At 43.2% G+C, this 23,735-nt stretch carries 21 protein-coding genes (1 of these 21 cut by a window edge); 5 read left to right on the top strand and 16 right to left on the bottom strand.

Features of this window, described 5'->3' with window-relative positions; genetic code table 11:
• From xylB to P8F77_RS00120, 14 genes are all read right to left on the bottom strand, one after another.
• Positions 1 to 1,418 carry the 5' portion of a xylulokinase gene (gene xylB, locus P8F77_RS00185; protein ID WP_347256221.1) on the bottom strand. The gene continues 49 nt to the left of window position 1, outside the view, so the window shows 1,418 of its 1,467 coding nt (coding positions 1–1,418); the start codon lies at positions 1,416 to 1,418; its stop codon lies beyond the left edge, outside the window.
• A 20-nt stretch (positions 1,419 to 1,438) separates the two neighbouring features.
• Complete coding sequence (locus P8F77_RS00180) at positions 1,439 to 2,914, bottom strand: L-fucose/L-arabinose isomerase family protein (RefSeq protein ID WP_024729023.1); 1,476 nt, start codon at positions 2,912 to 2,914, stop codon at positions 1,439 to 1,441.
• A gap of 88 nt (positions 2,915 to 3,002) precedes the next feature.
• Positions 3,003 to 4,052 carry an aldose epimerase family protein gene (locus tag P8F77_RS00175; RefSeq protein WP_148459812.1) on the bottom strand — a complete coding sequence of 350 codons (1,050 nt, stop codon included), beginning with the start codon at positions 4,050 to 4,052 and terminating at the stop codon, positions 3,003 to 3,005.
• A gap of 139 nt (positions 4,053 to 4,191) precedes the next feature.
• Positions 4,192 to 5,676: an L-fucose/L-arabinose isomerase family protein gene (locus P8F77_RS00170; protein ID WP_024729025.1), complete on the bottom strand. Its 1,485-nt coding sequence runs from the start codon at positions 5,674 to 5,676 to the stop codon at positions 4,192 to 4,194.
• 14 nt (positions 5,677 to 5,690) lie between these two features.
• On the bottom strand, positions 5,691 to 6,728 hold the full coding sequence (locus tag P8F77_RS00165) for a sugar ABC transporter permease YjfF (RefSeq protein WP_347256220.1): 1,038 nt from the start codon (positions 6,726 to 6,728) through the stop codon (positions 5,691 to 5,693).
• Positions 6,725 to 7,768 (bottom strand): ABC transporter permease, encoded by a 1,044-nt coding sequence (locus tag P8F77_RS00160; protein ID WP_347256219.1) that lies wholly within the window; start codon positions 7,766 to 7,768, stop codon positions 6,725 to 6,727. The genes P8F77_RS00165 and P8F77_RS00160 overlap by 4 nt, the downstream gene beginning before the upstream one ends.
• A complete protein-coding gene (locus P8F77_RS00155; protein WP_347256218.1) occupies positions 7,768 to 9,285 on the bottom strand; it encodes a sugar ABC transporter ATP-binding protein in 1,518 nt (505 codons plus the stop codon). The genes P8F77_RS00160 and P8F77_RS00155 overlap by 1 nt, the downstream gene beginning before the upstream one ends.
• 131 nt (positions 9,286 to 9,416) lie before the next feature.
• Complete coding sequence (locus P8F77_RS00150; RefSeq protein WP_024729029.1) at positions 9,417 to 10,415, bottom strand: ABC transporter substrate-binding protein; 999 nt, start codon at positions 10,413 to 10,415, stop codon at positions 9,417 to 9,419.
• A gap of 284 nt (positions 10,416 to 10,699) precedes the next feature.
• Positions 10,700 to 12,139 (bottom strand): sensor histidine kinase, encoded by a 1,440-nt coding sequence (locus P8F77_RS00145; RefSeq protein ID WP_347256217.1) that lies wholly within the window; start codon positions 12,137 to 12,139, stop codon positions 10,700 to 10,702.
• Entirely contained in the window at positions 12,139 to 13,764 is a 1,626-nt protein-coding gene (locus P8F77_RS00140; RefSeq protein ID WP_347256216.1) for a response regulator, read from the bottom strand. Before P8F77_RS00140 ends, P8F77_RS00145 begins: the two co-directional genes overlap by 1 nt.
• Before the next feature lie 75 nt (positions 13,765 to 13,839).
• The gene (locus tag P8F77_RS00135; RefSeq protein WP_024729032.1) at positions 13,840 to 14,526 is read right to left on the bottom strand and encodes an L-ribulose-5-phosphate 4-epimerase; all 687 of its coding nucleotides are present in this window, start codon (positions 14,524 to 14,526) and stop codon (positions 13,840 to 13,842) included.
• 17 nt (positions 14,527 to 14,543) lie between these two features.
• The gene (locus P8F77_RS00130) at positions 14,544 to 16,154 is read right to left on the bottom strand and encodes an FGGY-family carbohydrate kinase (protein WP_024729033.1); all 1,611 of its coding nucleotides are present in this window, start codon (positions 16,152 to 16,154) and stop codon (positions 14,544 to 14,546) included.
• A gap of 39 nt (positions 16,155 to 16,193) precedes the next feature.
• Positions 16,194 to 17,687, bottom strand: coding sequence for an L-arabinose isomerase (gene araA / locus P8F77_RS00125; protein WP_024729034.1), 1,494 nt, complete (start codon positions 17,685 to 17,687; stop codon positions 16,194 to 16,196).
• On the bottom strand, positions 17,684 to 18,799 hold the full coding sequence (locus P8F77_RS00120) for a GntR family transcriptional regulator (RefSeq protein ID WP_024729035.1): 1,116 nt from the start codon (positions 18,797 to 18,799) through the stop codon (positions 17,684 to 17,686). The genes araA and P8F77_RS00120 overlap by 4 nt, the downstream gene beginning before the upstream one ends.
• A gap of 224 nt (positions 18,800 to 19,023) precedes the next feature.
• On the opposite strand from P8F77_RS00120, the gene P8F77_RS00115 reads away from it, so the two are divergent.
• A complete protein-coding gene (locus tag P8F77_RS00115) occupies positions 19,024 to 19,374 on the top strand; it encodes a PTS fructose transporter subunit IIB (RefSeq protein WP_024729036.1) in 351 nt (116 codons plus the stop codon).
• 84 nt (positions 19,375 to 19,458) lie between these two features.
• Here P8F77_RS00115 and P8F77_RS00110 read toward each other — a convergent pair whose 3' ends face one another.
• On the bottom strand, positions 19,459 to 19,869 hold the full coding sequence (locus tag P8F77_RS00110) for a DUF4867 family protein (protein ID WP_158221724.1): 411 nt from the start codon (positions 19,867 to 19,869) through the stop codon (positions 19,459 to 19,461).
• On the bottom strand, positions 19,797 to 20,045 hold the full coding sequence (locus tag P8F77_RS00105) for a hypothetical protein (protein ID WP_024729038.1): 249 nt from the start codon (positions 20,043 to 20,045) through the stop codon (positions 19,797 to 19,799). The genes P8F77_RS00110 and P8F77_RS00105 overlap by 73 nt, the downstream gene beginning before the upstream one ends.
• A 336-nt stretch (positions 20,046 to 20,381) precedes the next feature.
• Between P8F77_RS00105 and P8F77_RS00100 the strand changes: the two genes are divergently transcribed.
• From P8F77_RS00100 to P8F77_RS00085, 4 genes are all read left to right on the top strand, one after another.
• Entirely contained in the window at positions 20,382 to 20,927 is a 546-nt protein-coding gene (locus tag P8F77_RS00100; protein ID WP_024729039.1) for a hypothetical protein, read from the top strand.
• 62 nt (positions 20,928 to 20,989) lie between these two features.
• Complete coding sequence (locus P8F77_RS00095; protein WP_024729040.1) at positions 20,990 to 21,457, top strand: hypothetical protein; 468 nt, start codon at positions 20,990 to 20,992, stop codon at positions 21,455 to 21,457.
• A 7-nt stretch (positions 21,458 to 21,464) separates the two neighbouring features.
• Positions 21,465 to 22,343, top strand: coding sequence for an MFS transporter (locus tag P8F77_RS00090; RefSeq protein ID WP_347256215.1), 879 nt, complete (start codon positions 21,465 to 21,467; stop codon positions 22,341 to 22,343).
• 193 nt (positions 22,344 to 22,536) lie between these two features.
• On the top strand, positions 22,537 to 23,565 hold the full coding sequence (locus P8F77_RS00085) for a LacI family DNA-binding transcriptional regulator (RefSeq protein ID WP_347256214.1): 1,029 nt from the start codon (positions 22,537 to 22,539) through the stop codon (positions 23,563 to 23,565).
• Positions 23,566 to 23,735 lie beyond the last annotated feature (170 nt).

Raw genomic sequence — 23,735 nt, 5'->3', positions numbered from 1 at the left:
ATCTTATATCGTTCTTCATACTTATTGACCAGCTCTGAATCGGGTTTTACTGTATCCACGACTTTCACCAGTTTCTTCGCTGCCTCTTCCACGGAACTATACTCACCGCATCCAACTGCTGCAAGAATTGCTCCTCCATATCCAGGACCTTCTTCACTTTCTATAATATTAATTTCAAGATTCAGGACATTAGCCATGATTTTTCTCCAGAGCAGACTCTTTGCCCCTCCTCCGCAGATAGTTGTTTTCTTGATATCAATTCCCAGAGATTTTGCTATTCCCAGTGAGTCTTTCATTGCAAAAGCAACACCTTCCAGCACTGCCAGTGTCATATCCGATCTCTTTGTGTCCATAGACATGCCGATGAATGCCCCTCTGGCATCCGGATCATTATATGGGGAGCGTTCTCCCATCAAATATGGCAGGAAAAACACATGATTTTCTCCAAGCACCTGAAGAGACTCCTGCTCTTTTCCATACTCTTTTGTTCCAATGATATCTTCCATCCACCACTTATTGCAGGATGCAGCACTCAGCATACAGCCCATCAAATGAAAATGTCCGTCCGCATGGGCAAAAGAGTGAAGTGCATTATTTTTATCCACTCTGAAATTTTTGCTTGATATAAAAATAGTCCCTGATGTTCCCAGAGAAATATTGCATTTGCCGTCTCCCACGGTTCCTGTTCCGATGGCTGCTGCCGCATTGTCCCCTGCACCTGCTATAATTTTTACAGCTTCAGAAAGTCCCAATTCTTTTGCAGCTTCAGGCGTCACTGTGCCCACTGCTTCATAACTTTCATAAATATCTGCCATCTGTTCTCCCTTTATACCGCAGATATTCAACATTTCTTCCGACCAGCGTTTATGTTCCACATCAAACAGAAGCATTCCTGATGCATCTGAAACATCAGTACAAAATACACCTGACAGACGGTAGGCAAGATAATCCTTCGGCAGCATAATTTTATGAATCTTGCTGAAATTCTCAGGCTCGTGTTTCTGCATCCATAAAATCTTAGGCGCGGTAAAACCTGCAAAAGCAATATTGGCAGTATACTGAGACAGTTTTTCTGTGCCCACCACTTCATTTAGAAACTTACATTCTTCTGATGTCCTGCCGTCATTCCACAGAATTGCGGGACGGATGACATTATCGTCTTTGTCCAGAACGACCAGTCCATGCATCTGGCCTCCGAAGCTGATCCCCTTGATCTGATCTTTATCCACATCTCGGACCAATTCACGGATTCCATCCACAGCAGCATTCCACCAGTCCACAGGATTCTGTTCCGACCACCCTGGTTTTGGGAATGAAATGGGATACTCTTTGGAAATAATCTTACAAATCTCACCCTGCCCGCTCATTAATAATAGCTTCAGTGCAGAAGTCCCTAGGTCAAGTCCTATGTAATACATCTTCCAACTCCTTTCCTCTATTATGCAAATGGATTCTCGGAAGGATACAACATTCCCTTCGGCCGGTTAAAATCGAGTTCCGTCTGTTCCACCCCCAGATACCTAAATACCTCAAACAGAAGCTTTCCAAAATGTCCAAAAGCAACTGCTCCGTGATGCGGGAAATTCTTTTCTATAAGTACGTGACGGTAAAATCTTCCCATTTCCGGTATGGCAAAAACACCTATCCCTCCAAATGATCTTGTCCTCACCGGGAGTACTTCTCCCTGTGCGATATATGCTCTTAATTTTGAATCTGATGTACTCTGAAGCCGGTAAAATGTAATGTCTCCCGGTATGATATCACCTTCCAGCGTTCCCTGTGTAGATTCCTCGGGCAGCGTTCTCGTCATGATCAGCTGATTTTTCATTTCGCAGGAAGAGAGCTTTTCTGAAGCCGTATTTCCGCAGTGAAATCCCATGAACACATCTCTGCGGCTGTATTCATAACTATCCCTGATTTCTGACTCATACATATCATCAGGTACTGTATTGTTAATATCCAGAAGAGTCACAATATCCTGGCTGACTGCCATTCCGATAAATTCGCTCAGAGCTCCGTAAATGTCCACCTCACAGGACACCGGGATTCCCTTTGCCGTCAGCCTGCTGTTGACATAGCATGGAACAAAGCCGAACTGAGTCTGAAAAGCAGGCCAGCACTTCCCTGCAATGGCCACATATTTCCTGGAACCCCTATGCTTATCGATCCAATCCAGGAGGGTCAACTCATACTGTGCAAGTTTAGGCAGTATCTGAGGTTTTTTATTTCCCTCTCCCAGCTCCTTCTCCATGTCCTTTACCACATCCGGAATCCTCTCATCACCCTCATGTGCCTTAAAAGACTCAAACAAATCCAGTTCAGAATTTTCTTCAATCTCGGCTCCCAGATTATAAAGCTGTTTGATCGGTGCGTTGCAGGCAAGGAAATCCTGTGGTCTCGGACCGAAAGAAATAATCTTTAAGTTACGCACGCCGATCACTGCCCTTGCCACCGGTACAAAGTCATGAATCATGTCTGCCACTTCCTCGGCAGTCCCCACCGGATATTCCGGAATATAAGCCTTTACATTTCTAAGCTTTAAATTATAGCTGGCATTGAGCATACCACAGTAAGCATCACCCCGGTCATCGGTCAGCTTATTCTGTGTCTCTTCGGCTGCCGCCGCAAACATCACCGGCCCGTCGAATTCTTTAGCCAGTAATGTCTCAGCCGTCTCAGGTCCGAAATTTCCCAGGTAAACAACCAATGCGTTGCATCCTGCTTTTTTAAGCTCTTCAAGGGCTTTCTTCATGTCCAATTCATTTTCAATACAAGTCTCACATTCAAAGATTTCCCCGTATTTCTCCCGATAGGCTTTTGCAGCAAGTTTTCTCCTGTTCTCGGACAGTGACATAGGGAAACAATCCCTGCTGACCGCTGCAATTCCTAAAACTACTTCTGGTATATTTTCCATAAACGTCCCTCCTGGTCAATGGATTTAAGTAATTATGATATCTCTTTTATTTTACCACTGTTATACCTAAAGAGCCACAAAAACAAACCTATCGAATACCGAATGAATAAGTCGTCCGGTGACGGAAAATCTCTCCCTTTCTGAGAATGGGCTGAGGAAAATGAGAATAAGTAAGGCCTGAAGGAAAAAAGTGAGCTTCCAGGCAAAAACCATCACGTTTATGGTACACCGTCCCGTTCTTGCCCAAAGGCTCTCCATGGATATGATTTCCGCTGTACAGCTGCATTCCGGGAAGGGTTGTCTCCACAATAAGACTTATCCCCGTTGTGCTGCACCATGCCCTGGCTGCTTCCCCATAGCTTTCCTTTTCTTTTGCAAGTACAAAGTTATGGTCATATCCGCAGCCGTATTCCAGCTGTTGATTTTCTTTGTTTATATCTTTCCCTATTTGTTTTTCTTCTCTGAAATCAAACGGGGTGCCCTCCACACTCATAATTTCCCCGGTGGGAACAGAATCCGCTGCTCCCGGAGTATAGAAATCGCTGTTGACTTTCAAAAAATGGTTTTGGATGTTACCCGCATCATGACCCGCAAGATTAAAATAAGCGTGATTGGTCAGATTAATGATTGTATCCTGATCGCAGACGGCGGTATAATCAATATGCAGTGTATGGTATTTTGTAAATGAATAAATAACACTGACTTGTAAACTGCCGGGATACCCCTCCTCCATGTGGGGACTGAAAAGGGAAAAGATAATCTTGTTATCCCGGCTCTCTCCTTTCCATAACTTCTTCTGAAAGCCCGAATTGCCTCCGTGCAGGTGATTGCATCCTTCGTTCGCACACAGCCTGTATTCTTTTTCGTTCAAAGTGAAAGATGCCCCTTTGATCCTGTTTGCATGTCTTCCAATAACCGATCCCATAAACATATCCTGCTGTTCATAATCCTTGACATTCTCATATCCCAAAACAACATCTGTCATCTTTCCGTCTTTGTCAGGAACCACACAGGATACGATACTGGCTCCGTAGTCGGTGGCGGAAAATGAACTTCCGTCTTTAAATGCAATTGTGTATAAATTTGCTTCCTCTCCCGCAGAAGTTGTGCCAAATGGCTGTATTCCTATTTTCTTCATAATATATTCCTTTTCTGTGAAAAACAAATAGGACAAAGCCGTAAAACAAAATGTTCTGCGGCTTTATCCAAGTGCTGTTGGAAACAGACCCGGTTAGAGTCTGTCTCCGTCTAAGAAGGAGTAAAAAGTTACTTTTACTTTATGAAAAAGGATTTTCCGTCGGATATAACATACCCTTCGGCTGGTTGAATCCTATTTCACCGACATCCACACCGATGTACTTGAACACTTCATATAATGTTTTTCCAAAGTGTCCGAAAGCGACTGCCCCGTGATGCGGGTAGTTCTTCTCAATCAGTACATGGCGGTAAAATCTTCCCATCTCTGGGATGGCAAACACTCCGATGGATCCAAAGGATTTTGTCGCTACCGGAAGAACTTCTCCCTGTGCCACATAGGCCCTTAATTTTGTGTCTGCCGTGCTCTGTAAACGGAAGAATGTAATATCTCCCGGTGTTATATCTCCTTCCAGGGTTCCCTGAGTCACTTCCTCCGGCAGTGTCCTTGCCATGATCTTCTGATATTTCATCTCGCAGAAGGACAGCTTGCTCTTTGCAGTGTTCCCACAGTGGAATCCCATGAAGGTATCTTTCTGTGTATAGTCAAATGTTCCTTTGATATCTTCTTCATACATATCGGCAGGAACAGAATTGTTAATGTCAAGAAGCGTTACCGCGTCTTCACTTACCGCAGTTCCGATAAACTCACTTAGCGCTCCGTAGATATCCACCTCACATGACACAGGGATTCCCTGGGCAGTAAGACGGCTGTTTACGTAGCATGGAACAAAACCGAATTGGGTCTGGAATGCCGGCCAGCATTTGCCCGCGATGGCAACATATTTCCTGTAGCCTCTGTGCTCTTCCACCCAGTCTTTCAATGTCAGTTCATACTGGGCAAGCTTAGCAAGGATTTCAGGCTTCTTATTTCCCTGACCCAGTTCTTCTTCCATTTCTTTTATTATAGAAGGAATCCGTTCATCATCTTTATGATTGTTGAACGCCTCGAACAGATCCAGCTCTGAGTTTTCTTCAATTTCGATGCCCAGATCATATAATGGCTTGATCGGTGCATTGCAGGCCAGGAAGTTCAGCGGTCTTGGACCGAAAGAAATAATCTTAAGCTCACTCAGTGCTTTTACCGCTCTCGCGATCGGTACAAATTCATGGATCATATCCGCACATTCCTGCGCAGTTCCAACCGGATATTCCGGGATGTATGCCTTAATATTCCGAAGCTTTAAGTTATAACTTGCATTCAGCATTCCGCAGTAGGCATCTCCCCGTCCGTCCAGCAGATTGTTTCCGCTTTCCTCAGCCGCCGCAACGAACATTTTTGGTCCGTCGAAATGTTTGGCGAGAAGTGTCTCTGAGATCTCCGGTCCGAAGTTTCCGAGATATACTGCCAGCGCGTTGCACCCTGCCTTTTTGATATCCTCCAGTGCCTGCACCATATGGATCTCGCTCTCTACGATGCAGACCGGACATTCATAGATGTCTTCTTCCCCATATTTTTCTTTATAAGCTTTCACTAAAGCTTCTCTCCTGGAAACGGAAAGGCTTTCCGGGAAGCAGTCACGGCTGACTGCTACGATCCCGATTTTTACTTTCGGCATGTTATTCATTTTCCTACCTCCTGCTAATCTTCACTTTGGGCCAGCCGTTTTTCACGGATGGATTTAAATACGCTCTGTAAGATGACGAAGAAGCAAAGCAGGGCTGCAATGGCAATCCTCGTCCACCAGGATGACAATGTACCCTGGAATGTGATGATCGTTTCAATGATACCTTTGATCAGAGATCCGAAAAGTGAACCGATAACAGTTCCTACACCTCCGGTCAGCAGTGTTCCTCCGATGACAGCTGCCGCAATGGCATCCATCTCGAATCCGCGGGCCTGCTCTACAAATCCTCCGCAGGAGTTTAAGCAGAAAGCAAAACCGGCCAGGGATGCTAAAAATCCGTTTAATACATAAACCTTTAATTTTGTTGTTCTCGGATTCAGTCCCATGAGCAGTGCAGACTGTTCATTTCCACCCACGGCAAATACTGCACGTCCGAACTTTGTAAACTTCAATAGTACAAATGCAATTGCCACAACCAGGAGTGCGATAACAACGCTCAGGTAAATATACGGGTGCATTGCGATTCCTCTGTTGTTATAGTAAGTGATAAAGCTTAAGTAAATTTTATTATTTGCAAGGTTTAAGAACGTCTCATTTTTAATACTGATCATGTCAGAACTGATCACGGCGGTCAAACCTCTGGCAAAGAACATACCTCCCAGTGTTACGATGAAAGGCTGAATTTTTAAATATGCTACCAGGAATCCCTGTACCAGACCGAATATAATTCCAAATGCCAGCACTAAGACTATTGCCAGCCCTGCGCTCATATGTTTGATCTCCATCATCCATGCAAGCATCATACATACAACGCCGATGACAGAACCTATGGAAATATCAATCCCTCCAGTGATAAGGACAAAGGTCATGCCGACTGCTGCAATGATCAGCCCTGCGTTGCTGATAAACAGGTTTAAAAATACCTGAGGACTTGTGAAGTTACGGTCACCATAGGCGATGGCTCCTGCGATATACAAGATGAAGAACAGCACGATGGTGACAAACAGCAGGAAACCATTCCCGCGCAGTTTGCTCTTGATTTTCTCTATCATGATGCCACCTTCTCTCCAGCAGCTTTCGCCGCTCTTTTTGCTTTGTATCGATTCATAAATTTCTTGAATTCCGGAGACTGCAGTGTCACAATAATGATAACTACGATCGCCTTATAAAGCGGAAGCTGATCTCCGGTTACTTTCAGTGCATAGAGTGTCGTTGACAATGCCTGGATCGTGATCGCTCCGATGACACTTCCTCCAAGAGAAAACTTTCCTCCTGCCAGTGAGTTTCCTCCAAGGGCTACTGCAAGGATTGTATCCAATTCCATCAGATTACCTACGTTATTGGCATCAATGGATGAGATTCTTGATGTAGCGATCATACCTGCGATTCCTGCACAGAGTCCGCAGGCTGCATATGTCAGCCAGATGATCCTGTTGGAATTCAGTCCGAACAGACGGCTGGCTTTCGGGTTAATACCGACACTTTCAACATATAATTTTGTCGCTGTTCTGTTTAAGAATAAACTTACAAGCACTACCACAATAATTGCTACAAGAATCGGGGTCGGCACCGGAATATGCGGAAGAAATCCTCCTAAATATTTAAAGTTCGGCACTTTGATGTATAAAATATTTCCTCCGGTGATCAGCTGTGCCATACCGCGCCCGGCAGTAAACAGTATCAGTGTGGCCACCATGGGCTGTATTTTCATTTTTGCTACCAGGAATCCATTCCACATTCCGCATACGATTGAGACAAGAAGTCCGGCCAGGATTGCAAGAATCCACGGCATATTATATGTATTTCCTGTTCCCAGAAGATATACAGATACACCTCCTGCCAAAGCCATTGTAGCACCGACGGAAATATCGGTTCCTGCACTGGATGCCACACAGAGAGTCATCCCGACTGCCAAAATGATCAGCTCACTGGATCTGTTGAATATGTCTACCAGATATCCGTATAACACACCGTTGTTCATTGAAATCTTAAAGAATGACGGTGATTTAATAAAGTTAAACAGCAGTACGAGAAACAGACATACAAGAGGCCAAAACAGGCGGCAGGTTGTCAATTTTTTCAACTTATCCATTACTTGTCACCTCCTGCGATTGCTTTCATAACATTCTCCTGTGATAATTCACTTTCTTCCAGCTCTCCGACCTTTTTTCCGTCTCTCAGGATACCCATGTGATTTACGGTACGGAGCATTTCCTCAACTTCAGAGGAAATGAACATGACAGACATTCCTTCTCCAGCCAGTTTTACAACAAGCTTCTGAATTTCTGTCTTTGTACCGACATCAATACCTCTTGTAGGCTCATCCAGAATCAGGAAATCCGGGTCGGTCATCAGCCATCTTCCAAGAATGACTTTCTGCTGGTTTCCTCCGCTCAAAGTCTTGATTGGCACCTCTCTGTTGGCCGTCTTGACCTGGAGCATTTCAATATATTTATCTGTTAATTCTTCCTGTTCTTTCTTGCTCATCAGCTTAAACATTCCACGTTTTGCCTGCAGCGCAATGATCATGTTCTCTCGTACGGACAAGTCGGCGATGATACCTTCGGCCTTTCTGTCTTCCGGACAATATGCCATTCCTTTCTGCATTGCTTCGATCGGAGCCTTTACGTGAAGTTTCTCTCCATTCACATAGAGTTCTCCGCCTTCCGGTTTATCTGCTCCATAAATAACTCTTGCCAGTTCAGATCGTCCTGACCCTAATAGTCCTGATAATCCAATGACTTCTCCCTTATGTATAGTCAGATCAAATGGCTTGATAGATCCTTTATGATATAACCCTTTAGCCTCGATCACAGCTTCATTGTTTCTCCTGGAACCATTTCCGGCTTTATTCTTAATATCAGCCAGATCATCAAACTCTTTGCCCATCATGGTCGCAACCAATTTGACTCTCGGAAGTTCTTCAGTCTTGTATTCCCCTACAAAATATCCGTTTCGCAAAACAGTGATCCTGTCACATACTGCATAAACCTGTTCAAGAAAATGAGTAACAAACACGATCGCTGTTCCTCGTTTTTTCAGCATGTTCATAACTTCAAATAATTTTTCTACTTCTCCTTCATCCAGGCTGGAAGTAGGTTCATCCAGAATCAAGACTTTTGCCTGTGTATCTACAGCCCTTGCAATGGCAACCATCTGCTGGATTGCAACAGAATAGTTTTCCAGAAGCTCTGTGGCGTCAATTTCTAATTTTAAGTTGTCAAGGATTTTCTGTGCTTCCCTGTTGATCGTCTTCCAGTCGATATGTCCCATTTTCATAGGTTCTCGTCCGATAAAAATATTTTCCGCAACCGTAAGATTCGGACAGAGGTTTACTTCCTGGTAAACTGTGCTGATTCCATTCATGCCCGCTTCCTGCGGAGATCCGTTTACGATGCTCTTTCCATCCATAATGATTTCGCCGGTTTCAAATTCTTCCACACCAGTCAGGACTTTGATCAGAGTTGATTTTCCTGCACCGTTTTCTCCCATCAATGCATGAATCTCACCTTCCCGTAAAGTCAACTGCGCATCGGATAATGCTTTTACACCGGGGAAACTCTTACTGATATTTTTCATGGAAAGAACTGTCTTTTTTTCATCACTCATGACAATTCCACCTTTCTTTTCACTGTTATTAGGTCTGCCCCTGGGCAATCTAAGTATAAAAATTACAGGGTAGGCCAGAAATCGGCTTTCTGGTCCAGAGCCTGCAATTTTTATGTACATCCAGCTGATTTTTAGTACTGGCGTTCGTTGATAAACTTGTCTACGTTATCTTTTGTAAATACCTGTTCTTCTACATACTGAACCTTCTCTACTTTCTCACCGTTCATGAGCTTCTTAGCAAGGTCTGCTACGCGAGGTCCATGCAGCGGATTACATTCAAACTCAGCATTGATCTGTCCGTTCTGTACTTCTTTTAATGCTGCTTTTACAGCGTCGAAGGAAATGATTGTGACATCTTTTCCAGGTTTTTTACCTGCTGCCTTTAATGCATCAATCGCACCAAATGCCATGTTGTCATTCTGAGCCACTACGACATCAATGTTTTTGTACTGTTTCAGGAAGGATTCCATTACTTCCTGTCCTTTAGCCTGTGTAAACTCGCCTGTCTGAGAAGCTATGATCTTAAAGTCCTTAGCGTCTTTAATGCCTTCTTTAAATCCTTTTGTACGTCCGATCTCAGCGGAAGAACCGATTGTTCCCTGTAAAACTGCGATGTTGGCAGCTTTCTTACCCTTTTTTTCCATGTCTTTGATCAGCCATTTTCCTGCTTCCACTCCTTCTTTCTTGAAGTCGGAACCTACCCAGCAGGAAACCAGTGAATCATCAGATGTCTTGATCTGTCTGTCAACAGTGATTACCGGGATGCCTGCTTCCTTTGCTTCTTTCAGAACAGTTTCCCATCCGGTCTCTGTTACCGGCGCGATCGCGATGACATCCACACCCTGTGAAATAAACTCGCGGACAGCCTTTGTCTGGTTCTCCTGTTTCTGCTGAGCATCAGCAAAAGATAATTTGAAACCATTTCCCGCAGACAGTGCTTCCTTCATGGACTTTGTGTTGGCAACACGCCAGTCACTCTCCGCACCTACCTGTGAAAATCCGATCGTGATCTCCTTGTTATCTTTCTTAGCGGCATCCTTTTTTCCACCTCCGCCGCAGGCTGTCAACATGGTGCCCATCATTGCTGCACAAAGAGCAATACTAAGAACTTTCTTAAATCCTTTTCTCATGACTTTCTCCTCCTTAAATTTTCTGAACTTCATGCGGTTCTTACTTACAATATACATTTTACTTGTATCTGCACTTGTTTCAATGCAATATCTTTTGAGTTAAGTACACTTTTTTATTTTTTTTCAATATGAGGTTAAAAAAGTTTTTTTTCTTTTGAAATGAGTTCATTTTTTTACTTAAACATGGTTCATAGCCCTTAAGGTGAACATACAACATAGCACACAAGAAACAAAAAGTCAGAATGAACCATTTTTATTTCAGATTCATTCTGACTTTCATAAAATCAGGTCTCTCTTGGCAGAACAGCAATCACTCTTGTACCTGCAGATTCTTCACTTTCTACGATTAGTCCATACTCTTCTCCAAACTGCAGTTTCAGCCTCTGGTTTACACTGGACATTCCAAATCCGGTTACTCTGCGGTCCCGGCTTCCGCCCATCATCTCTTGATTGATTCTCGCCACATGATCTGCATCCATGCCCGGACCGTCATCTTCCACCGACAGATAAATATTATCCTCATCATAGACTCCATTGATCTCAATCTTTCCTTTTTCTCTCCGCCGCTTAATGCCGTGATACAGTGCATTTTCCACAAGAGGCTGAAGGGTCATTTTAATAATGTTGCTGCCTAAGATTTCTTCTGGCACGTCAATTGAAAAATCGAGTATATCCTGATAGCGGACACTCTGGATCTTAAGATAGCTTTCTACATGCAGAAGTTCATCCTTTAGAGAAATCAGGCCTTCACCCTTACTTAAACATTCCCTGAAAAATGTGGACAGATCCTGTACCATCTGAACCACCTGTTCATTCTGTCCGTCTGCCGCAAACCAGATGATCGTATCAAGAGTATTATACAAAAAATGGGGGTTAATCTGGGACTGGAGAAGTTCCAGCTCTGTTTTCCTCAGATTCATCTGCTCCTTAGTCACATCCTCCACAAGCTGTTCAATCCTTCTCACCATCTGATTAAAGTTTTTGCTCAGAATCCTGACTTCTTCTGTCTCACTGTTTAAGGCTCTTACTGTAAAATCCCCTTTTCCGACAAGCTTTGTCTTATTGCACAGATCCACGATCGGCTCCGAGATACTTTTGGCGATCCGATTTGTGAATATCCAGATAAAAACGATAAGAAATGCGGAAATAGCCGCAGAAACAGCGACTGCAGTCATAATATTTTTTCTCAGACCGCTCCTCAGTTGTTTTAAGTTGCCTGTCTCAAAATAAATATACTCGCTAATCTTCTTCTCAATGATTTCAGTAAAGATATTCACATCATCCCTTAAAATACGGTCATTGACCTTATAGTCTTTCATAATATCAGATGTCTGTATTTTCTGAATATACGTTTCCAAGCTGGCCAAAAGGCGGTTGATCTGATCCAGACGGTCTCTGCTCTCCTGTTTTAAAGCAGTCTTTCTGAGCTGTTCCAGTGTCATCCTGGCCTTAAAGATTTCCACATAAGGGTTCATTTCCTCAAAGGTATCTGCTCCTATTACTACCCTGTACATCTTGTTATCAATGTCTTCCCTGAACTGAAAATTAAATTCACTTGCCTGACTGATATTCTGTACACTTGTGTCATACTGTTCATTGAAACTGACCATCATGACAAGAAGAGCCAGCACCATTCCAAAGAATGGCACCAGCACACATAAACGAATCCAGTTTAGTTTTTTCTCCAGAGAGGATACTGAAAGCTTTATACTAAATCTTTTCATCAGATTCCTTTCATGCGGTACTCTTTCGGAGTACATTTCTGAGTCTTTTTAAACAGAAAACTAAAATAATGGGGATCTTTATAACCAATTCTGTAACCAATCTCCGAGCTTTTCAAACTTGTGCATTTGAGAAGTGTCTTCGCTTCCTCCATACGCACCATGGTAAGATATTCTACAAAGGTACTTCCAACCTCCTGACGAAAAACCGTGCTGAAATGGCTCGGGCTCAGCCCCACAATAGAAGCAACAACATTCAGCGAAATGTCATCATCACTGAAGTGCTTCCTGATGTAATCCGTAGCATCCTCGATCATCGGCTGATACTTTTTAACAACACTCTCGCTCCGCAGTTCTATGGCCATTCTTATTAATCTCTTTACATAAGCTTTTGTCTTATCCAGAGTATCCACATCGGTAAACTTATAGTTCTCTCCGAACATCTGATCAGCCACTTTCTTCTTTGCACCATGGATTTGTTCCAAAAATTCATTGATAATAAAACAAATATCAAGAATAATATACTGTCGGAATAAAAAAGACTCCATGTTCTTCTCTCCAAAAGCTTTGAAATAGTCCTCAACAAATTCGTCTACATCTTCTCCTGTTCCATTTTTCAAAAATTTGACCAGGACTGCTTTGTCTGTTTTTTCCATATTAATCTCCCGAAAATCAATATTTACGGAGACGTCCTCTATTTCTTCTCTTTTATCAAGCTGGCTGTAATATAAGACTCTGTTTTTGCCCATCTCATACTGCTTTGCGAAAGCCACACTTGCCGTGTCATAGCTGCGGGAAATCTCATGCACTCTGTGGACTGTCTCTCCGACTCCGATAAAATATCCAAGATCCTCAAAGCCGGAAGCAATTTCAACCACTTTTTTTACAAATCTCTCTCTAATCTTATCAATATCTTCGTCACTCTGTACCTTCAAAAGAAAGATGTATCCTTCTGTCGCTCTCTGGAACATAACAACATGTTCCTGACTGTCTGTATGTGAAAGCAGCCTGTTTGCTTCCTCTGCCTTCCGTTTTCTCTCTTCATCGTCCGAATGATTAAAATAGTACTTTAAAAGTATTACCGTATAAGCAGATGCCATCACAGAAATACCCAGTTCATTTCCCATTCTGATCAGCTTTGATACCGGCATCTTGCTGCGCACAAGTTCTCCGAAAAAACGGTATCGTTTGATCTGTATATTTTTCTGACTCTCCTGCTCAAGTCGTGTCATATTGTCTGTCAGTATCTTTTTCTTTTCAATCTGATTTTTCACTTTGTCAAGTGCGGCAATGAGCTGTTCTCCTGTGACAGGCTTCATCAAATATTCTTCCACCCCGATGGAGATTGCCTCTTTTGCAAAAGAAAAATCATCATAGCCGGTCAGAAAAATAACAGACAGATCCGGCATCTCTGTTTTTAAAATCTTTCCAAGTTCCACACCGTCCATGAAAGGCATTTTAATGTCTGTAATCAATATGTCCGGTTTCAGTTCTTTAATGAGCGGAAGCGCCATCTCTCCGTCGCCTGCTTCTCCAACCAGCTCATATCCATGCTTTTCCCACTCCACATTGTTCTTTATACTTTCCCGTATAATTACTTCATCTTCCACTAAAAAAACCTTTATCATATGCCGCATCCTCTCCTGCTGTAAAGCTCCAGGTACAACTATTATTTCCACCGATCAGATCCCAGATTCCGATCTCTATTGACCATAATAAGCGTTTTCCCCATGTTTGCGGAAAAAATGCTTATCCTGAATAACCCGAGGTGCAGGGCTGATCCCGTCTTTTAAATGCTCCGCCCGATACGCCATCTTAGCCACTTCCTCCAGTACAACTGCGTTATGAACTGCTTCACCGGCATCTTTACCCCATGTAAAAGGTCCATGATTTGTACAGAGTACTCCAGGTACATAGATGGGGTTTTTATCCTTAAATGTCTCTATGATGACCAACCCGGTGTTTTTCTCATAATCCTTTTCTATTTCTGCCTTTGTCAGTCCTCTGGCACAAGGAATATCCCCATAAAAGTAATCTGCATGAGTTGTTCCGTAACATGGAATACTTCTTCCTGCCTGTGCCCATGAAGTGGCCCACGGGGAATGGGTATGTACCACTCCGCCGAGATCTTTAAATGCCTTATATAGTTCCAGATGAGTCGGTGTATCAGAAGAAGGATTCATCTCTCCCTCGACCTTATTGCCGGAGAGATCCATCACAACCATATCTTCCGGTGACAGCTTTTCATACTCCACTCCGCTCGGTTTGATGACAAACAAACCTCTTTCCCTGTCAATCCCGCTGACATTGCCCCATGTGTAGGTGACAAGCCCCTTCTGTGGGAGCTCCATATTTGCCTCATAAACTTGTTTTTTTAACTCTTCTAACATATTATTTTACCCCACTTTTACATTTGTTTCAATGCATTCACTGCCGCACGTTCAATTGGAAGTCCCTCTGTATATCTTTTTATAAATGTATCAAAGCCTTTTACGTCTTTTTCATCCGGTTCCATACTGATTCCTTCGTCTTCTGCAAATACTTCTTGAATCAGATAATCATCCAGTGTTTCCCCTTCTGTTTTATTTTTCATATAAGATGCCAACAGGGCAATTCCCCAGGCTCCGCCTTCTCCCGCGGTTTCCATAACAGAAACCGGTGCGTTGACTGCCGCAGCCATAATCTTCTGACCGACACCTTTTGTCTTAAATAACCCTCCATGGCCAAGCAGCTTTTCCACCTGTACATTTTCCTGCTTCATCAGAATATCCAGGCCGGTCTTTAACGCACCGAGGGCCGTAAACAGGTGAACACGCATGAAGTTTGCCAGATTAAATTTGCTGTCCGGCTGTCTCACGAACAGAGGACGTCCTTCCTCAAATCCGGTGATATGCTCCCCGGAAAAATAGTTATATGCCAGAAGTCCTCCGCAGTCCGCATCCCCTTCCAGGGCTTTACTATATAACTTACCAAAGAGCTTGTTCATATCTGTGTTTTCAATACCGAAGCTTTCAGCAAATTCTTTAAACAGATTCACCCATGCATTCAGATCCGAAGTACAGTTGTTGCAGTGGACCATGGCCACCAGATTTCCGGTCGGCGTAGTTACAAGGTCAATCTCAGGATAAACCTTGGAAAGCTCTTTCTCCAACACGATCATGGCAAACACACTCGTTCCGGCAGAAACATTTCCAGTCTTCACGGCCACACTGTTGGTCGCAGCCATGCCGGTTCCCGCATCTCCTTCCGGAGGGCACATCGGAACTCCCGCCTTAAGTTTTCCGCTCGGGTCCAGGAGTTGCGCACCTTCTTCCGTCAATACTCCGGCATTTTCTCCTGCCACAAGGACTTCCGGAAGAATCTCTTTTAATTTCCACGGATATCCTTTGTCCGCAACAAGTTCATCAAATTTGGAAATCATTGTTTCATTGTAATTTTTCGTTTCGATGTCAATCGGGAACATACCGGAAGCTTCTCCTACTCCCAGAACCTTGCTTCCGCAAAGTTTCCAGTGCACATAGCCCGCCAGAGTCGTAAGATATGTAATCTCTTTCACATGCTCTTCCCCATTGAGAACCGCCTGATAAAGATGCGCGATACTCCATCTCTGAGGAATATGATAGTTAAATTCCTCTGTAAGTTTTTCTGATGCTTCCTCTGTCATGGTATTTCTCCACGTTCTGAATGGCACAAGAAGTTCTCCGTCTTTGTCAAACGCCATATAACCGTGCATCATAGCACTGAACCCAATGGCTCCAATGGTTTCCAATTCAATTCCATACTTGCTCTTCACATCCTCGGCCATCTTCCGGTAGCTGTCTTTAAGCCCGGTCCAGATATCATCCAGACTATAAGTCCAGATATTGTTCTCCAGCCGGTTTTCCCAGTCATGACTTCCGGATGCAATCGGAGCATTGTCCTCCCCTACGAGGATCGCCTTGATCCTTGTGGAACCAAATTCAATCCCAAGCGCTGTTTTCCCGTTTTCAATTGCACTTTTTACACTGTTCATTTCCATTTGATCTCCTCCTGCTGTGGACCCAAGGCCCTCAGAATTCTATCTGAAGGCTGCTTCGTTCCATCTTAATTCATTTTTAAAGTTACGGATATTGGTATTGGCATCTATATAAACAGCCTCAATTCCCATAGCATCTGCCCAATCTCCCATCTGCTGTGCGGTCAGATCATATGAGAACGCTGTGTGATGGGCTCCGCCTGCCAGAATCCACGCCTCGGCGCCTACCGGAAGATTCGGTTTCGGAGTCCAGAACGCAGTGGCAACCGGAAGCTTCGGCATCGGCTGTTCCGTCTTTTTGCAGTCAACCTCATTAATGATCAGGCGGAACCTGTGTCCGAGATCAACTAAAGATGTGGCAACTGCCGGCCCTTCTTTTGCCGTAAAGACAAGTCTTGCGGGGTCTTCCCTGTCTCCCATGGAGAGAGGATTTACTTTGATGCTTATCGGTCCCTCCGCAATCGTCGGACATACTTCCAGCATATGAGCCTGAAGAATTCCCTCTTTTCCAGGCACAAAGTTATAGGTGTAATCTTCCATGAAAGAGGTTCCCTTTGCGTCTTTCTTTCCTGCCGTCATAATCTTCATCAGACGCACCATAGCAGCCGTCTTCCAGTCTCCTTCCGCTCCGAAACCGTATCCTTTCTCCATCAGTCTCTGAATCGCAAGACCCGGAAGCTGTTTTAAAGAGCCGAGATCCCCAAAATGAGTCACAATGGCCTGATAATCTTTTTCCGTCAGGAATTTCTCGAATCCGAGTTCGATCTGAGCCTGAACGGCGGCATGTTTTTTAAATTCTCCGGCATCTCTTCCCTCCAGAAGAATTTCGTATTTGTCGTAATATTCTTCTACCAGCGCATCCGTATCACCTTTAGAGACAGCCTCAACATAATCTGCGATTTCATTGACTGGATATGCGTCGATCTCCCATCCGAATTTGATCTGGGCTTCTACTTTATCTCCCTCTGTGACCGCTACATTCCTCATGTTGTCTGCCACACGCGCCACACGTATATGGCTGCTCTCCATGATTCCGACAGCAGTTCTCATCCAGGAAGCAATTTCTCTCTTTACTCTCTCATCGTCCCAGAATCCTACGACAACTTTCCGCTCAATTCCCATGCGTGAAACAATATGTCCATACTCTCTGTCGCCATGTGCTGACTGATTCTCGTTCATAAAATCCATATCAATTGTCTGATACGGAATCTCCTGATTAAACTGCGTATGTAAATGAAGCAGCGGCTTTCTGTATTCCTGCAGCCCCAAAATCCATGATTTTGCAGGAGAAAACGTATGCATCCATGTGATGACTCCGGCACAGTTCTCATCTGAGTTTGCTTCATTAAAAGTTCTTCTTATGGATGCATTATCAATCAGAGTAGGCTTCCACACAATTTCATAGGGAAGGATACCTGACTTATTCAGTGCTTCCACGATTATTTTTGAGTGTTGTGCTACATGAAAAAGACATTCTTCTCCATATAAATCCTGTGATCCTGTTGCAAACCAAAATTGATATTTTTTTGTGTTCATCTTTTTTCCTCCATCCTGCGTCTGTCTTTACACGAGTTCCTGACGATGAGTTCAGGCTCGATCACTCTTGTTACTTTTGATTTTTCATTTGGTATTCCCTGAATCTGTTCCAGCAGAAGCTGTCCGGCCATCTCCCCGAGCTTTTTCTGCGGATGGGCAATTGTGGTCAGTTTAATGACTCCCAGCCTTGCCAAAGCCGAATTATCATATCCAGTGACAGATATATCATCCGGTATGCTGATCCCCAAAGCCTCCAGCTCGTAAATAATCTCCAGCGCGATCTGGTCGTTATAACAGACTACCGCGTCCATCGGGAATCCCTCTTTTGTCATTCTGTGAATTTCTCCCCTGGGCTTTGATGCCCTGTCTTCTGTGTGGAACCATATGACCGCATCAGGATTATACGGGATACCCGCCTCATTCAGAGCCATGACATAGCCCCTGTGGCGTTCTTTTCCCTGATAATCGTCCGCCTTAAAAATTCCTGCGATAAATCTGTGCCCTGTTTCAATCAAATGTTTTGTCAGAAGATATCCTCCCTTACAGTCATCCATTACGATATAAGGTTTATCTGTCATCTCAGAGTAAACACCCTGAATAAAAACATAGGGAATCTCATATTGATCCAGCGTCTGATAAAGATTCGGATGTTTACAAAACAGTTCACTCTTACTCGGTTCTATGATTAGACCGTCAACATCTTTCGTCAGAATATCCTCCAGACATTTTGTCTCATTGACACGGCTGTTTCCTGTTGTCTTAAACATCAGACTGTAACCGTTTTCCGTGAGAACCTGGTTAATCCCGTTTAGCACCTGCGGAAAAATATAATCTGATATATAAGTTGTGATAACGGCAATATTTCTGGACTGCTTTTTATGGATTGCCCGCTCCGTACAAAAAGTGCCCTTTCCGTGATATGCAACGATATACCCTTCGTCTTCCAGAATTGAGAGTGCTTTTCTCACTGTATGCCGGCTGATAGACAGCTCCCGCGCCAGCTGATTTTCTGAAGGCATTTTGTCTCCGGGCTTGTAAATTCCGGATAAAATATCATTTTTCAGATCTTCTTTCAGCTTAAAATATTTCATTGAACCCGCTTTATTAGCCATATGTTTCCTCCCTGCAAAATTTATTTTAAAACTTGTACGGTGGTACGCACAAGTTGTTTATATTGCATGATATTTTGTTAATGCGTCATATATTTTAGCTAAATTTACAAATTATATTACATAAAATCCTTCTTTTTGTTTTCCATTTTTGTATAAGATTGCGCCAATGTTTATGCTATAATAGAATTCTAAGAAGGAGTAACATAAGAATGGAGGAGACATTTATGAAACTACTTTGTATCACAAAATGCCCGACCGGAATGGTCCAAACCTATGTTGCTGCTGAACAGCTTGAATCGGCTGCTGAAGCCCTTGGTTATGAAATCAGGACAGAGACACACGGCGCACAGGGAATCGGTGGAGAATTTACTCCGGAGCAGATTGATGAGGCTGATTATGTAATCATCGCATCCAACACAGAAGTTGAAAAGACGACAAGGTTTGGGAACAAAAAGCTTCTTGTTGTTCCCCTGGAGGATGCCACAAATAACGCTGAGTCTGTGCTCGGACGTGTACTCGAGGAATCTGAAACATATGAACAATCAAAGAAACAGTTTCCCAAAATCCTGAAATAATCAAAAGGGGATTTCCTCAGTTGCTCAATTATTGAACAAAGACAGTCTCAATGAGTCTATACTGATTGAGGCTGCCTTTTTCTATCATCGGAAATTCTGTGTTTTCTGATATACAGCTATTGTATCTCCTTTTAATCCGCAAAAGGCACCTTCCACGCCTGCTTCTCTATTTGCAAACAGTGTTCGGTCTTTTCTGTCTCCTGTCTGAATTTCCAAAGGTTCATTCGTGTGCCTAACATTCACTGAAATCACTTTGAATCCATAGCTGTTGATATTACACGGAGTACAATGAAGTACTTCCGGATTGATCTTTAACGCAGTTCCCTTAGGAATAAAGAAGCCTTCCATATATTTTGTGTTATACACCTGATTAAACTCCATATTTTTCTTTTCTCCAAAAAACATGACACAATCGGAAGCCGTTATAAACAGCTGACAGGTTTTATGGTACTCCACCATATTGATTTTATGGTTATGTCCCAGACACCATCCCACTTGTATTTCCTTTCCGTTAAATAACTTTTCCTGCACTCAAGTTCTCTTGCAGATTCTGTCTGTTTGATGCCTTTATCAACTTGTACGCCTTTCATTAACTCCACAACACCGGTGAAATCAAACTGGTTTACTACTTCACCATACCTGCTGAATTTTTCATCAAATACATAGTTCATTTTTTACAACTCCTAATTTATCCCTTGTGTTTCCTGTTACTTTGTATTCTACAAGGTTCATGAATTTTTTCGACCTAATATCCTATGAACTTGTTTAAAATTTTTACGAATTTCATGTATATGTTTTCCATAAGTTGTTTAATTTTAGATTATAGTTTGTTTGTTTTTGAAAAAACACAAGACAAACCTGCGACAAGTAGACAACCTGGATAGCTTCATCAACCTATCGCTTTAAAGACTTTATACAAATTACATAAAACTCTTACAATTATTATATATATTTTTTACAAATTAAACGTTTAACATAAAATTATTATACCACGAAAGGATGTTAAAATGATACATAATAATACCTTCAAAGCAGATTTTTCAGACAAAGGGCAGCTCATCCGTCTGGAATTCAACAAAAATGCTTCATGCATGAACTGGGTAGTGGATCCCTCTTATCTATCTGAGGCAGGATATAAGGAAGCGGATAAACTTTTTGGTTCTTTTGATCTGTCCATAGGTGATCAGACTTACCAGACTCAGGATGTCTCCCCGTCTATTAATCTTTCTTCCCATAATAAAGCTGTGATCTCCTATGATTTTGACCGTTTCAAACTTAACTTTATCTATGACCTTAGTTCTGACCCTAACACTTTTGATTTCCATATCCCCCTTCTAAATAAAGAACAGGAACCTCTCGTAATCCGGGATTTCGGTGTTTGGACATCCTTTGCCTACATCATGTTCCGGGATAAGGATATCCTTAAAAACATCCGGCAGTCAGCCGCTTTCCGTCTGTCTCTCCCGACTATACGAAGATTGCCCTCCACAGGAGAAACAATCAGGGTCCCCATCTCGGAGTTTATCAGACGGCCGGAGAAACCTTTTCCGTAGGTACTTACTGTGCCTATGAAAATCTTTTCTTTGAAAATGTTTCCCCTTCTTTGGACGGGATTTTGTTTCACAAATTAATCCTGGCAGGAGGTTATGCCGAAGATGAGGGACCTTTAAAAGATTGGATTTACAAAAGAGAGCCGACTGAACTTCCAGCCGGTTCAGAAAAAACCTGGACATACCGCATGGCTCCTTATAATACAGAAAAACAATTTTATGAAAAGGGGTATTCTTTCGGACATCCTATTATTCATTACTCACCGATGACCTTATGCGGAGATTCTTTTATGATGAACGTAAAACTCCCTGAAAACCGCAGCATCAGCAGGGCCGACATGACTTTTGAAAAAGACCATGCGACCACGACCATGTGTCAGCTGAACAAGTGGGGAAGCTGCATCTACATACAGCGTAGCCGGGCCTCATATCAACCGCCCGGACCTTTCCAGAAACCGGTTCGGACAGTCCACTTTTGCCAAAGACGGAGGTATTTTTGCCCGACTCTTTACCGACAGCACCAGTACCCCTGACTGGGATATGGGAGAAGAAATAAATACGGAAAAAATTACGACACCGAACCTGACCGGCTCCGCAAAGATTGCCTGGGCAGTCATCACCTATATCACCGCAGGAGTGCTGTACTCCGGCATTTCAACGCCGATTACTTCTATCCTGCCCAACTTAAGCAGTGATGCAGACGAGAGAATCGTGCTGAACTCCTACCGTATGACAGGCGGAAATGTAGGATACTTTCTGACCGTTACCTTCATTCTCCCAATGGTCGGTATTCTCGGAAGAGGAAACGACCGTGCGGGCTTCACCCGTGCTGTTGCCATCTTTGCCGTCATCGGAGTCATTTTGTTTTTGTTTGCATTTACCTGTCTGAGAGAGGAAAACGCCCAGGCGGAGAAATCTATTTCCATCAAAAAAAGTATCGGCGCAATCAAGGGAAACTGGCCGTGGGTCATCATCGTTGGAGCCAACCTTTTTTACTGGCTTGCCAACACGGTTCGTACATCCTCCCTTGTCTATTATTTTCAGTATAATCTGGACCGAAAAGATTTGGTTCCCGTGATCAACGGTCTTTCCCTGATCCAGGTATTGGGCGTGGTTTTGATTCCTTTTATTACGAAAAAATTCAACAAATGTACTACCATGATCTTTGGCCTGGCTCTGACCAGTACCGGACATGTGATCATGGGCATTGCAGGCCCTGCGATTCCTCTGCTGGTAGCCGGATGGCTCATCGCCTGTGTCGGCACCGGTATCGCGGCTTCCTCCCTGATGGCAATTAAGTTCAACTTCATCTGGCTTCCAATCCTTATGTTTTTGGGCGGAGCAGTCGTCATGTTTTTCTACCACAGACATGAGGCCAATGAAATGACCATCAAAATGGAACTTGCCCAAAGAAGATAATCCACGTATAATGGGACTGTACAAGCAGTCCCATTTTTTATTCCATAGGAAGTTCGTCCTATGGAATAAAAAAGCCCTGCGGGCAGGATGCACAGCTTCGCGCGCGGAACAAAAGCTGTGCATAGAAAAAACTGATTTGCGAGGTGTGTAAAGCACACTTTTGTTCTATCTTCCATGAAAAGGATCCTATGATATGACTACTATCCGTGAAATCGCAGCTGCCTGCAATGTCTCCACCGCAACCGTCTCAAACATTCTGAATGGAAAGGCCAAAGCCAGCAAAGAGACCATTGAACTTGTGAGAAAGACAGCCCAGCGGCTGAACTATACACCGAATTATATTGCAAAAAATTTAAAATTAAAGACCTCCAACACGATTGGGGTAATCGCAGAGGATATGACTGTATTTAACTCCCCTGATATCATTGACGGTATTACAGAATACTGTGAAGAGCACAAATATCAGATCCTTTTAACAAACTTACGGCTGTTCCAGAAATTCGGAGATTTTTATTACACAAAAAACAATCTTGGGCAGCTCATAAATTATGAAATTAACGAGCTGAGATCCAGACAGGCCAGAGCCATCATCTATGTAGCTCCCCATGTACGTGACATTAAAACGGTGTCTTCCGGCCTGAATCTGCCGATTGTCATGGCCTACTGTACCAGCCCCGACCCGGGGGTCCCTTCTGTGCTGGCAGACGATGAGGACGGTTTCTACCGTATCACTAAATCAGTCCTAAAAAAAGGGTTCCGACATCCCGGACTGATTGCCGGAAAACCGGGAAGCTACCACACTGCGGAACGCCTGAAAGGCTTCCGGCGTGCTCTTCTGGAATTTCATTTCCCCTTTTCCAAAAAGTTTGTTTATTACGGCGAATGGAACCGCCGGACAGGCTGTGAGGGAGCTGCTGCCTTGATGGGGAAATCTGTGGATTCTATCTTATGTATGAGTGATATCATCGCGGGAGGAGTTTATGACTGGTGCCATGATCAGAACATCACACCCGGTAAGGACATTCCTGTCACCGGATTCGACAACCGGGAACTCTCCGCTTATTTATATCCTCCTTTAACGACTGTAAATCTTCCTTTGAAGCAAATAGGAAGAAAATCCTGTGAAGTCGCCGACCACATGATAGCGGATGGAGAAAATCATCGTTTGGAAAAGCAGTACCTAAAGATAAAGTGTAAGGTCGTTAACAGAACATCATTATAATATAAAAAGAAGCCATGCAGATGATGTGCAGTGGCTTCTTTTTATGAAATAATTAATTTTTTTCCTCAACTAAAAAGTACTTAGAGAAAGAATTAAGTTGATTGTATTTAGTTTAACCTAGTCCGTATAAAACTTCAATTGAATATTTTACGGACTTGTTTGAAAAATTT

The organism is Anaerostipes sp. PC18 (assembly GCF_039789045.1).
In the GTDB taxonomy this organism is placed as follows: domain Bacteria; phylum Bacillota; class Clostridia; order Lachnospirales; family Lachnospiraceae; genus Anaerostipes; species Anaerostipes hominis.
This window is presented reverse-complemented; position numbering and strand designations above follow the sequence as displayed.